We start from the raw sequence: 12,127 nt of genomic DNA on the forward strand, positions 1-12,127 counted from the left end.
TACCGCTCATTGGTCTGTCTGGAGGTTGGTATGAACCTGATGTAGCGATGACAGGAGGGCACTACACCTGAACGCTGGGCATGGGCGAGGGCGCAATCGGGATGCGGAAGGGGATGACGGCAGGTTCACCCACAAGTCTCTCGATAACGCGCCAGGCGCCAACCCGGTGTTCGGGGAAGCAGCTTTCCGGCCAATCTGCCTTGTGGGCAGGTACATCAGGAACAGCCCGGCGGCTTGCCGGACAGGCACAAAGTCGTTTACCAGCTCTCCCGATCGGGGAGACGTCTGCATAATGCAAGGGGGAAATGCTGCCGTCAACGGTTTTGTAGTGAAAATATTCAGGCACTACATATTGTCTGACAATTCAGCAAATCCGCCCTTGAAGCGGTAGCCGAGGCCTATCGAGGCTCCCCGGATGGTTGTTATTTCCCGCGCCCGTGGGGATGATTGCCGGCGAAGGAGAAACCCGATGGCGCACAAGCTCAAACGCTATGAACAGCTGGCAGAACAAATCGCGGACATGATTCGTACCGGCGTGCTGGCGGCCCACGAACGGGTGCCGTCGGTGCGGCAGGCCAGTGAGCGGTATGGCGTAAGCCCAGCCACGGTGTTTCGCGCGTACTACCTGCTCGAGGACCGAGGCCTGATACAGGCCCGCGAACGCTCCGGTTATTACGTTCAGCCACAAGGGCGCCCCCGGCTGGCAAAAGCCCCGGCCGTATCTGCCCCCAGCGCCGCTACGGAGGTGGCAGTCAGCGAACTGGTGTTCAGCGTACTGGGCTCCTTGCGCGACCCGGCCACAGTGCCGTTCGGCTCGGCTTTTCCGGCACCGGGGCTATTCCCGCTCGGGCGCCTCGGCCGGTCCATGGGCCGGGCGGTGCAACGCTTGTCACCGCACGCAATCATCGCGGACATGACCGCCGGCAACCCCGAGCTGGCCCGGCATATCGTCCAACGGTATCGCTTGAGCGGCGTACAGCCAGCCGAGGATGAGCTGGTTATCACCAACGGGGCCATGGAGGCGCTCAACCTCTGCCTGCAGGCCGTGACCCAGCCCGGCGACCTGGTGGCAATCGAGTCACCCGCCTTCTATGCCTCCTTGCAGGTACTGGAGCGGCTCAAGCTACGGGCCGTGGAAATACCGGTACGCCCGGGCAATGGCATCGACCTTGATCACCTGGAAGCCACGCTGGGCCGCCTGCCGATCAAGGCCTGTTGGATAATGAGCAACTTTCAGAACCCTTTGGGCGCGTCGCTCGATGATACGGACAAGGCGCGGCTGTGCGCGCTGCTTGCCAGCCGTGAGGTGCCGTTGATCGAGGATGATGTGTACGCCGAACTTTACTTCGGGACCGTTCCGCCAAAGCCTGTGAAAAGCTTCGATCGTGAAGGCTGGGTGATGCATTGTGGCTCGTTTTCCAAAAGCTTGGCGCCAGGCTACCGGGTGGGATGGGCCGCAGCCGGTCGCTTCGCCGGTGCGGTGTCGCGCCTCAAGTTGATGACCACCATTTCACCGTCAGTGCCTGCGCAGGCCGCCATTGCGGACTATCTGCAGTACGGCGGCTACGACCGGCACTTGCGCAAGCTGCGGCACTGCCTGGAAGACCAGCAGCGGGCCATGCTAGCGGCAGCGGCCCGGTATTTCCCTGCCCAAACCAGGGTGACACAGCCCCAGGGCGGGTACTTCCTGTGGTTCGAGTTCCCACGTGAGGTGGATGCTTTACGGCTGTTTCGCCAAGCGGCAACAATGGGTATCAGCCTGGCGCCCGGGCCTATCTTTTCGGCCACCCAGGGGTTCACCCATTGTGTACGGCTTAACTGTGGCCACCCATGGGATGCCCGCAGCGAAGCCGCGGTGCAGACCCTCGGTGAACTACTTGCGGAGCAACTCGAACCCGCGATAGCGCGCACTCAGCCTGTAGCTCAGCCCTGATTGGCCAGGCTCAGCGGCAACAGCGCGGCGCGCAATGAGGCGGGTAAGGTACTCAGGGGCCGGCGGCTGGCCCCCTCTACGTACACATGCACAAATTGCCCTTGCGCCGCTGCCACAGGGCTGTCCAAGGCAAACACTCCAAGTTCGTAGCGCACACTGCTGGTGCCTTGGCTGGCCACCCGCAGGCCGATCTCCAGTGCCTGGGGGAACGCCACTGACGTGAAGTAATCGCAGTGGGTATGCACCACCAGGCCTAGCCAATCGCCGCCCGGTTTCATATGGGCTTGCTCCAGAAGAAACCGGTTCACGGCGGTATCGAACCAGTTGTAATACACCACGTTGTTCACGTGGCCGTAGCAATCGTTGTCGGCCCACCGTGTTTGAATCGGTTGCCAGTATGAAAAGGCGCCGCGAGGCAAGGGCGTGCTGCGAGCAGTCATGGTCTATCCTTTTTTCGCTCGAGAGTAGCCACAGTTTTACCGCTCGGCCAGCCGTCGAGGGAACAGGGCCCGCAACGTCATCTGGCGCTGCGGCGCCTTTCGTCGCGTCTGCCAACAGCGTTATGGCGGCCATGCCAGACATGTGCCAGCTTGGATACATCAGGCTGCGCCTGATCACGCTCGCCATAATTACAGTAGGGTTATCGAGATGTCTGACCTTGAGCTTGCCGCTGCCGCCACCGACCTGTCCAAACCCAGCAAGGCTTACCAACGCCTGGACGAATACCGCCATGCCTCCGACCGCGGGACGGGTAACATCGATGGTCACCCGTCTTACACCGTGGACGAGGCGGCCGCCCAGATCGACCGCTATGGCTACCATTACACCGACACGAACGGCAACGGCACGGTCGCGCTGACCTACAGTTTCACCGAACGGGAGCCCTCGGACTTCGACAGCAGCCTGGGGGATTTCATCGCCTTCAACGCGCAACAGCGAGCCCAGGCCAAGCTCGCGATGCAGTCCTGGGCCGATGTGGCGAACCTGACCTTTACCCAGGCGGCGAGCGGGGGCGAAGGCCATCTGTCCCTCGCCAGTTATTCCACTTCCTACGGCGAGGCGGCATTCGCCTATTACCCCACCGGCGGCAGCCGGGATGGGCAGTCCTGGTATTGGGTGAGCGACAGCTATCAATACAACGCTAAGGCGGCCATCAACACCTATGGCGGCCAGACCCTGGTGCACGAGATCGGCCATAGCCTGGGGCTCGCACACCCGGGCGACTACGACGCCTGGAACGGCGTGCTTGGCTACGAAGACGATGCGGCCTACGCCGAGGATTCGCGCGCCTACAGCGTGATGAGCTACTGGGACGAATACAACACTGGGCAGGATTTCAATAACGCCTATGCTTCGGCGCCGCTGATGGACGACATCGCCGCCATGCAACTGCTTTACGGCGCCAATGAAGACACCCGTTCGGGCGGTACGGTGTATGGGTTCCATTCCAACAGCCACCGCGCGGAGTCAACGGCCACGTCCTCTTCCAGCACCCTGATCTTTTCCGTGTGGGATGGCGGCGGTATCGACACCCTGGATTTCTCCGGCTACACCATGAACCAGAAGATCGACCTTCACGACACGAGCTTCTCGGATGTGGGTGGCCTGATCGGCAACGTGTCCATTGCCCAAGGCGTGACGCTGGAAAAAGCCTTCGGTGGCAAGGGCAATGATTACCTGATTGGCAATGAAGTGGCCAACGAGTTGAAGGGCAATGCCGGTAACGACTTGATCGCGGGCGAGGGTGGTGCGGACAAGCTGTGGGGTGGGGCGGGTGACGATAGCTTTGTTTTTTTCAAGGTGTCTGACTCCTCGGCTGCCGCGGCGGATCGGCTGATGGATTTCGTCAGCGGGCATGACCGTATCGACCTGTCGGGGTTGCCTACCAATGGCTCCGACACCATCCATTTCACCAAAACCCTGGACGGCACTGCCGGGGCCGCTGTGCTTCGTGATGCCAGCTACGGCACCAACCTGTCCATTGACTTCAATGGGGACCACAGCGCGGATTTCGTGATCAAGATCCTTGGCGAAGCCCACACCAGTGACTTTCTTGTCTAAAGCACGCACGGGCGCACTGCTGGTCACGGTGATGGTCGGCAGTGCGCTGCTACCTGCCGCTGCCACCAGCCTGGCGCCTGCGAACACCCAGGCCGTCGCCGGCGATTGGATGTTGTTTCCCGAGGGGCAGCCAGCGCGCGGCTGCCGCCTCACCCTCACCCAGAACGGCCAGGTCGACAGCAACGGCGAACGCTGCGAAAGTCAGTGGCTGGGCGCTCAAACGATCGCAAGCTGGGCCAGCAAACCCGACGGCATCACCTTCGCCAGCCGTGAACGTCGCACGCTGCTGATGCTCACGCCGATTGGCCCGGACCGGTTCCGCGGGCGCAGCCGGGAAGGGCAGGTGTTATGGCTGGAGCGTCAGTAACGAGGTACGCCTGGCTACCGCGTGCTGATCAGCCGAGCCAGCCACAGGCTCAACCCGAACGCGATCAGGGCGAGCATCACCATCAGGTCGATCATGGCTTCGGCGCCCCAGTGTGCCAACAGATACCCGCAGGCTACGGGCGCCAGTGCCTGTGCAATCAGCGCCGGGCGGGCCATGCGCCCGGCGACCACGGCGTAGTCCTCCGGTTGCACCACCAGCAGCGGCAGCGTGCTCTTCACGATTGCGCGCAGGCCATTGCCCGCGCCGTACGCGACCAGCCCGAGTGCAACGGCAGCGGGCGCGAAGTCCACGAGCAACAGGCCCAATGCGGTAAAGCCGCTGGACAGCAATGCGGTCGTCAGAGGCGCCTGGCGCTTGGCGACCAGGTCAACCACCCGGCACAGCACCTGGGCCGGACCGATCAGCGCACCCAAGGCAATGGCTGAAGCCAGGCTATGCCCGCGGGCCTGCAGCACCGTGATCAGCACCAGTGACAAGCAGGTCATGAGCGCCGCCGCGATGGCGAACAATACCGTCATGGCCCAATAGATCGTCGGCGGCACGGCATGCGAGTTACCGGTTGTGGACCTGGCGTTGGCAACACGAGGCGGCGGCGCGGTAAGGGCATAACGGTACAAGGGGTACAACGTAACCAGCGCCACTATCGCGTACACCCCACAGGTCAGCCGCCAGCCCAGGGTATGCACCATGAAAGCGAGAAGAGGCCAGATCACTGTGGTGCAGAAGCCGGAAATCAAGGTGACGCCTACGATCACCGGCCGCGCGCCCAGCCCGTAGGTCGCGCCAAGGGAGGTAAACAGCGCGTCGTAAAGGCCCGCTGCCATAGCGACGCCAATGATCACCCAGCCCAACCAGTAAAGGGGAAGCGAGGGGGCAACCGCCAACAGACCCAGGCCTGCCGCCAGAAAAAAACCGTGACCGGCGAGCACCCTGCGACCGCCCAGCCTGGCAATCAGCCGGCCGCACCACGGTGCCAGCAAACCCGCGACCAGAAGCCCGATGGAAGCGCCAGCCAGCACCGCCTGATGCGACCAGCCGGTACTTGCGGCAATGGGGTCTGCAAGTACACCGAGGAGGTAGAACGACCCGCCCCAGGACAGGATCTGCAACAGGCCCAGCACGATTATCTTGCGGGTGTCGGGCTTTGGTATGGGCAACGGAGTGGATGTAGAGCTGTTCAACGAGGCCTCGCAGGCGGGCTGACCGATCAGGGCGCAGATGATAGCGGCTCAACCTCAGCGTTCGAAACAGCTTTACCGGCAGCAAAAGGCAAGCCTGCCGCAGGAATCGACTAATTCAAGGCAGGCGGTGGGAGGTAGGCTTTCTTCCATGCCCATTCTTCAGGGCAATTACGGAGGGAACAGCATGCTGAACATTCAAGGCAAGGTTGTAGCGATTACAGGCGCCAGCAGCGGCATCGGCGAGGCAACGGCCAGGCTGCTGGCCAGCCGAGGTGCGCGCGTGGTATTGGGCGCGCGCCGTACCGATCGGCTTGAAACCCTCGCCGCTGATATCAAGGCCGCCGGGGGTGAGGTGGCGTATCGCGCCCTCGATGTGACCCAGCGCGAGCAGGTGCAAGCATTCGTGGAGCACGCCGTTGCCACGTTCGGCCGAATTGACGTGCTGGTGAACAATGCCGGGGTAATGCCTTTGTCGCGGCTCGATGCACTAAGGTCGATGAGTGGGACCGGATGATCGATGTGAATGTCCGCGGTGTACTGCACGGCATTGCGGCGGTATTGCCGCGGATGCAGCAACAAGGCAGCGGGCAGATCATCAACCTTGCCTCCATCGGCGCCTACGCGGTCAGCCCCACTGCAGCCGTGTACTGCGCCACCAAGTTCGCTGTGCGGGCGATTTCCGAAGGGCTGCGTCAGGAGGTAGGTGCGGCCGTTCGAGTGACGGTTATCTCCCCTGGCGTGACCGAATCTGAACTCGCCGACAGCATTTCCGACCCCGGCGGCCGTGATGAAATGAAGGCCTTTCGCAAAGTCGCGATCCCGGCAGAGGCTATCGCGCGTGCCATTGCTTATGCCGTGGAGCAGCCCGACGAAGTAGACGTCAGTGAGTTGATTGTGCGCCCCACGGCCAGCCCGTACTGACCTCCCGGTTCAGCCCTGCTTGAAGGTGGCGTCCCGGGTGTTTACATACAGCGCATACAGGGAGTGGGAGCTGGTCATGAACAGCCGGTTACCTGCGGCGCCACCAAAGCAAAGGTTAGGGCAGCGTTCGGGCAGATGAATATGCCCGATCGCCTTGCCCTGCGGGTTGAACACCCTCACCCCATCGAGCTGCTCGGGCTTGGCTTCACGGGCGCCAGAACTGCCCCAGCCACACCAGAGGTTGCCGTCCTCGTCGCATTTCATCCCGTCCAGCGCGCCGAACTCCAGGGCCTCGATGTGCATGCGACGCTCGCCCAGGGTGCCGTCCGCGTTGACGGTGTAAGCCCATACCAGGCGGTTGGGCTTGGCGCGCCCCTCGACCACGTAGAGCGTTTTTTCGTCCGGCGAGAAGCACAGCCCGTTGGGCCCCGAGAAGTTCTCGATCACCCGGGTGATCTTCAGGGTTTGGCCGTCGATGCGGTACACCGCATCTGGCAGCTCCGGGGTGATCTTGTGGCCTTCGTAGTTGTTGCCGGTCTGGAAGGGCGGGTCGGTAAACCAGATCGAGCCGTCACGTTTCACCACCACGTCATTGGGCGAGTTGAACCGCTTGCCGTCGAACCCGTCCGCCAGCACGGTGATGCTGCCGTCGGGCTCGGTGCGGGTCACGCGGCGGCCTTCCGTGGACGTGGTCGAACCCTCGCACACGATCAACCGGCCCTGGCGATCGCGGGTCAGCCCGTTAGAGAAATTGGAGTTGTAACGGTATACACCCAGGGTGTCGCTGATCTCGTCCCAGCGCATGATGCGGTTGTTCGGCACATCGCTGAACAGCAGGTAGCGACCATCGCCGGACCATACCGGGCCTTCAGGCCAGTGCAGGCCGGTGGCAAGTTTTTCCACCCCTGCGTTGAACACGCGATAGCTCATGAAGCTATCGTCCAGGACCTCGATCAGCGGGTCAGGATAGCGTTGGCTGAGGGGCTCGGCGGCCAAGCCCGTACGCGGTAGCGCCGTTACGCCGGCGACCATGGTTGCCAGTGCCGCTGATTGCTTGAGGAACGAACGCCGAGAGTTGGTAGCCGGTTGTCCCACAAGTTGTTCGGTGTTACCCATCTTCGATTCTCCTACGATTGTTTTTATTGTGTGCGAAGCGAGTGCGGGGCCGCTTGCCAGACGCCTTTACGGGCTAGCGAAAGCGAACGCTGCGGTCGGAGGTTAGCACGGGATAGTCATAGGATGTCATACAGAGCATTAGCAATGGGATGACCTTGCTCGACGCAATATTCCCGATCGGGAATATTATCGGGTATTCGATGCAATTATCTGCAAATGTTCCCGATCGGGAACATAATGCATTGATCAGCACCTTCTTTGGGCGGTATATTCCCGATCGGGAATATTGAGGTGGCCATGACAGCGTTTGATACGACCGAGCAGCTAGGCACCGCCATAAGGGTTGAGCGCAAGACCTTGGGTATGACTCAGGAGGCGCTCGCGATGGCAGCCGGAGTCGGGTTGCGCTTCGTGGTAGACCTTGAAAGCGGCAAATCCACCGTACGCCTCGGTCATGTGCTGAGGGTTATTGAAGTACTGGGTTTGCAGCTTGAACTGACCGGGCAACATCAGCTGCCCCCGTTTGGGCCAGAGGGGCCTGTATATGGCTCATGAGCTCAACGTGTGGCTTGGCGAGGCCTGCGTAGGAACCCTTTATCTCGCGGGCGGCCGGATGAATTTCAAATATGACGCCCAATGGCTCGCAAGGCCAGGTGCCCATGCGGTGTCGAACATACTGCCGCTACAAAACGCTTCATTTCCGGACACTATTGCCCGCGCTTTCTTTGCAGGCCTGCTACCTGAAGGGCACGCCAGGTTGATGCTCGCTCGGCAATTACAGGTGTCTCGGCAAAACGACTTCGCGCTACTCGACCGCATCGGTGGAGACTGTGCCGGCGCGCTGACATTGCTACCTTCCGGCCAGTTGCCTGAGACGTCCAGAAGACACGTGCGATGGCTGGATGAAAAGGGCCTGTCTGCCGTGCTCGCCCAGTTGCCCATGCGGCCCATGTTGGCGGGTGAAGAAGGCCTGCGCTTATCTCTGGCTGGCGCTCAGGACAAACTTCCCGTGGTATTCGACGGTCAGCGCATCGGGCTGCCGCTGGGCTCTCAACCCAGCACGCATATCATCAAGCCGGCGATCGAAGCTGTGGAAGACAGTGTCGCTAACGAGCACTTCTGCATGTCGCTGGCGAGGGCCATGGGTTGGTTGGTAGCGGATACTCAGATCCAGGAGGCCTCAGGCCAAAAGTTTTTGCTGGTGACGCGTTATGACCGCGCGGGTCCGGACTGGCAGCAGCTTACCCGTCTTCAGCAGGAGGACTTCTGTCAGGCACTAGGGATTGTGCCGGAGATGAAATACCAGAACGAGGGCGGGCCAGGCTTTGCCGCATGCTTTGACATACTCAGGCAGGCAGCCCGGCCAAGCGCACCTAGCGTATTGAGACTCATGGATTACGCCGTGTTCAATGCATTGATTGGCAATCACGATGCGCACGCCAAGAATTTTTCGTTATTGCTCAGCCCTCGGGGCTGGGTGTTGGCGCCTCTGTACGATGCTCTTTCCACGGCGATCTATCCCGTGCTCAGTTCTAAAATGGCGATGAAGATAGGTAGCCGCTACAAATTCACAGAATTGGAGCTTCGCCATTGGCAAGCATTCATAGCTGGGGCCGGATTCAGTTGGGCATTGGCCCGAAAACGCATATTGGAAATCGCCCGCACGCTTCCTGGACGGGCTAGAGAACTGGCTACCACAGCCCCGCATGCGGGTAATACCGTTGTAGGCCGCATCGTTGAGCTCATCGAACAACGGGCCGTCCTCACCCAACACCGCCTCGCCCAACACGCACGTACTGTGTAGGCAATCGCTTACACCGCAGCGGTAGAATCGCCTCTGTTGCCGCCTCGTCGATAGCCGTAATCTACACACATCCAAACGGCGCCACGGAACAGGTGCCGGGTATCAAGGATGATCGACCAGAGGCCTTGGAGGCCGCCAACAGGACGTTGGATGGTCTGGAATGAAAACCCGCCCCGGCTTTGGCTACGGCGGGTTTTTTATTGCCCTCGATTCGCCGCGCGCCCGCTCACGGCAATGTACCCAGCTCTCGCTGGCTTCGCACGTCGTTCAAGATATCGCTCACGATGAAGTACCACTGCTCGGGCAGTAGCCCGGCGGTTCCCACGTCCGCCTGCCGCATGAACGGGCAGATCACCAGTTGGCTGCACAGAGGGTTTTGGTCCACCGCGCCTGACAGCTGGCCACCGAGCCGATCTACATAGCCGAACAATTCTTTCCAGTCCGCCCGGTTGGGGCCGCTGGAGGTCTTGGCAGGGTAGTCCTGGTCAGCGTACAGCGCCTGCGAAGGCGTGGGATGAAAGTAGATCACTACGCTGGAGAAGTTTTTCAAACCCGGCGGCACAGCGACCCCGAACCAGTCGGGGCTTACAGCTGCGCCGTTGCCCTGCAGCTCATAGAGTAACGCCGAGTAGTTCACACGCCTGGCGCCAAGATCAAACGGCAGGTTATTGCCTTCTACATCAGGCACGGCGCTTAGCAACAGCTGTTTCTCGAACGCATGTGTTCCCGTCCCCCGTGTGTACCTCGCGCGTGGCTGCGGGGTAGGCGCTTGCAATGCGGTGTCGTTACGCACCGCCGTGAATTGCCGCGTGGCCTGAGAAACGGCCGCTTCCGTACCGCCCTGGGTGGCATCGTCACTGCGTGCGGCATCCAGGAACATGAAATCGCGTATCAGGTGGTGCAGGAAATTAACCGAGCCCACCGCATCTTTGTTGTTGTTCCCACTGGCCCCGCCTACGGCGCTATTGGTCGCGAACGGGGGCAGCGGCGGCACTTCCGCGAGCGTAGTGGCCGGCGTGTAGTTGACCCAGCGGGCCCGGGGCCCACGTACGATGACGGTTTCATCGCCCAGGCTGAAGGATGCGCTTTGATAGTACGCCCGCTTCCCCACACCGGGCGGCGCGACCGGGAAGGCGTTGGTGTCGGTCACGAATTGTGTGGGGTTGGCAGGGTCGGGGGTTTGGCTGATTTCGCTGTCGAAATCCCAGATGCCTTTAAGCATCAGGCCGAGCACATTGAGCGCGTTCTTTTCCCGGGCGATAAAGTTGTTGATGTAATGCCCGGCATTGCTGGCGCTGGCCAGGATGACCCGGCGCAGCGCAGGCGCCGAACTGGAGCTGGAGCTGCTGCTTGAGCTGCCGGAGCTTTCGCTGGACGAGCTTTCACTGGAGCTACTGCTGGAGCTGGACGGCACGCTGCTGCTCGACGACGAACTGCTGCTGGGCGGCGGCGAACTGCTCGAGGATGAACTGCTGCTGGGCAGCGACGACCTGCTGCTGGAGGACACGCTGCTGCTCGATGGCAATGAGCTGCCGGACGAAGAACTACTGCTTGGCCGTGAAGAGCTACTGCTCGATGAGCTGCTGCTGGAGGGAGGCTGTGGTCGGCTGGGCGAGCTGCTGCTCGACGATGTTGGCGAGCAGGGGTAAGTCGGCGGCGCGCAGCTGGCTTGTGCGGGCGGATAGGGCGGATAAGGTGCGTAGGGTGGGTACGGAGGATAGGGCGGGAAGGGTGGAAACGGCGGGTATGGCGCGCAGGGCGCAGGCTGGCCTTGCGACCCGCATACGTGTTCCACCTCTTGCGCCAGGCACGCAACCGTGCGGCACAAGGCGTCGAGAAGCTTCAGGCGTTCATGGCGCAGCCCCTCATCGCACGCCTGTGAGCAGAGGTACGCTTTGATCCGATGCAGCTCCTCCTGCACCGCGCGGTTATCCTGCGAACAGTCAGCCGCAGGTGATCGACGGCTGTCGCATAACTGCTCCAGCTCCTCTCGAAGGCGCCCGATACGGCGACGCAGATCGGGCTCGCGCGGTGGTTCACGGTACGGCATGTCGATAACCTCCTGATCGCCCTTCCGGGCAGGGTGTTACCGGATCACGCTGGACGGGGCCGAGGAAGCGGCCGGCGTCGACGTCGGAGATCGGGTGGGGGAAGGTGCAGCCGCCGGGGCTGGCGCGGGTGCAACCGGCACGCAATTGATAGGCGTACAACCACAGGCCGCCATGGGCGGGTAGGGCGGAAACGGCGGAAAAGGTGGGTAAGGCGGGTACGGCGGGTAAGGCGGGTAAGGCGGCATCATTGGATGGCCGCTGGAGGCGGGGCTGCACTCAGCCTGCTTTTCACCGAGCGTGCACTGCAGTTGCGCGAGCGATTCGGCCAGGGCGCACAGGGCCTGATCCATGCAGCGATCCGCTTCCCCCTGCGCCTCGAGGTAGCGACGCACCTCGATCAGGGTGCCGAGCAGTGCATCGTCACAGCGTTCATCGTCATTGCCATAAGCAGCCACGGGATTTTCTCCGTGAGGACAGGCGGCGCGCGCCCGCGGCTGCCTCACGAAACTCTAGCAGTTCCTCCAGAGATGGCTAATCTGAAGTGGCCGCCCTCGGGTGAGGGCCGTTCGCATGCATTTCGCGGCTTGTCCTCTTGAACCTCAGGAGACGTTGCGTGAAAGCGCCAGGCCCTCGACTCAGCCGTCGCCCCCCCGGTAATGCGCACCTGTCCGG

Annotated in this window: 11 protein-coding genes and 1 pseudogene; 7 read left to right on the forward strand and 5 right to left on the reverse strand. The window is 61.8% G+C overall.

The window, feature by feature from the left end; all coding sequences use genetic code 11:
- Positions 1 to 469 precede the first annotated feature (469 nt).
- Positions 470 to 1,933 (forward strand): aminotransferase-like domain-containing protein, encoded by a 1,464-nt coding sequence (locus G7016_RS06650; protein ID WP_181112052.1) that lies wholly within the window; start codon positions 470 to 472, stop codon positions 1,931 to 1,933.
- Here the strand turns inward: G7016_RS06650 and G7016_RS06655 are convergent.
- Positions 1,924 to 2,373 (reverse strand): acyl-CoA thioesterase, encoded by a 450-nt coding sequence (locus G7016_RS06655; RefSeq protein WP_181112053.1) that lies wholly within the window; start codon positions 2,371 to 2,373, stop codon positions 1,924 to 1,926. The genes G7016_RS06650 and G7016_RS06655 overlap by 10 nt on opposite strands.
- A gap of 208 nt (positions 2,374 to 2,581) precedes the next feature.
- Here G7016_RS06655 and G7016_RS06660 point away from each other — a divergent pair, with 208 nt between their 5' ends.
- Together G7016_RS06660 and G7016_RS06665 are read left to right on the forward strand one after the other, a co-directional pair.
- Positions 2,582 to 3,994: a serralysin family metalloprotease gene (locus G7016_RS06660; RefSeq protein ID WP_181112054.1), complete on the forward strand. Its 1,413-nt coding sequence runs from the start codon at positions 2,582 to 2,584 to the stop codon at positions 3,992 to 3,994.
- On the forward strand, positions 3,987 to 4,361 hold the full coding sequence (locus tag G7016_RS06665; RefSeq protein ID WP_181112055.1) for an AprI/Inh family metalloprotease inhibitor: 375 nt from the start codon (positions 3,987 to 3,989) through the stop codon (positions 4,359 to 4,361). The genes G7016_RS06660 and G7016_RS06665 overlap by 8 nt, the downstream gene beginning before the upstream one ends.
- Positions 4,362 to 4,375: 14 nt before the next feature.
- On the opposite strand, the gene G7016_RS06670 is transcribed toward G7016_RS06665, so the two are convergent.
- Positions 4,376 to 5,563, reverse strand: coding sequence for an MFS transporter (locus G7016_RS06670; RefSeq protein WP_258195089.1), 1,188 nt, complete (start codon positions 5,561 to 5,563; stop codon positions 4,376 to 4,378).
- Between the two features lie 184 nt (positions 5,564 to 5,747).
- Here G7016_RS06670 and G7016_RS06675 point away from each other — a divergent pair.
- A pseudogene (locus tag G7016_RS06675) lies at positions 5,748 to 6,484 on the forward strand (SDR family oxidoreductase).
- Positions 6,485 to 6,493: 9 nt separating this feature from the next.
- On the opposite strand, the gene G7016_RS06680 reads toward G7016_RS06675, so the two are convergent.
- The gene (locus G7016_RS06680) at positions 6,494 to 7,600 is read right to left on the reverse strand and encodes an SMP-30/gluconolactonase/LRE family protein (protein WP_181112056.1); all 1,107 of its coding nucleotides are present in this window, start codon (positions 7,598 to 7,600) and stop codon (positions 6,494 to 6,496) included.
- A 363-nt stretch (positions 7,601 to 7,963) separates the two neighbouring features.
- Here G7016_RS06680 and G7016_RS25505 point away from each other — a divergent pair, with 363 nt between their 5' ends.
- Positions 7,964 to 8,155 carry a helix-turn-helix domain-containing protein gene (locus tag G7016_RS25505; RefSeq protein ID WP_375139222.1) on the forward strand — a complete coding sequence of 64 codons (192 nt, stop codon included), beginning with the start codon at positions 7,964 to 7,966 and terminating at the stop codon, positions 8,153 to 8,155.
- On the forward strand, positions 8,145 to 9,404 hold the full coding sequence (locus tag G7016_RS06690) for a type II toxin-antitoxin system HipA family toxin (protein WP_181112058.1): 1,260 nt from the start codon (positions 8,145 to 8,147) through the stop codon (positions 9,402 to 9,404). The genes G7016_RS25505 and G7016_RS06690 overlap by 11 nt, the downstream gene beginning before the upstream one ends.
- A gap of 226 nt (positions 9,405 to 9,630) precedes the next feature.
- On the opposite strand, the gene G7016_RS06695 is transcribed toward G7016_RS06690, so the two are convergent.
- Entirely contained in the window at positions 9,631 to 10,626 is a 996-nt protein-coding gene (locus G7016_RS06695; protein ID WP_181112059.1) for a hypothetical protein, read from the reverse strand.
- An 82-nt stretch (positions 10,627 to 10,708) separates the two neighbouring features.
- On the opposite strand from G7016_RS06695, the gene G7016_RS06700 reads away from it, so the two are divergent.
- Complete coding sequence (locus G7016_RS06700) at positions 10,709 to 11,053, forward strand: hypothetical protein (RefSeq protein WP_181112060.1); 345 nt, start codon at positions 10,709 to 10,711, stop codon at positions 11,051 to 11,053.
- A gap of 437 nt (positions 11,054 to 11,490) precedes the next feature.
- Here the strand turns inward: G7016_RS06700 and G7016_RS06705 are convergent, their stop codons facing one another.
- Complete coding sequence (locus G7016_RS06705; RefSeq protein WP_181112061.1) at positions 11,491 to 11,910, reverse strand: hypothetical protein; 420 nt, start codon at positions 11,908 to 11,910, stop codon at positions 11,491 to 11,493.
- Positions 11,911 to 12,127 lie beyond the last annotated feature (217 nt).

The sequence above is a fragment of the Pseudomonas japonica genome (assembly GCF_013522925.1).
GTDB classification, from domain to species: domain Bacteria; phylum Pseudomonadota; class Gammaproteobacteria; order Pseudomonadales; family Pseudomonadaceae; genus Aquipseudomonas; species Aquipseudomonas japonica_A.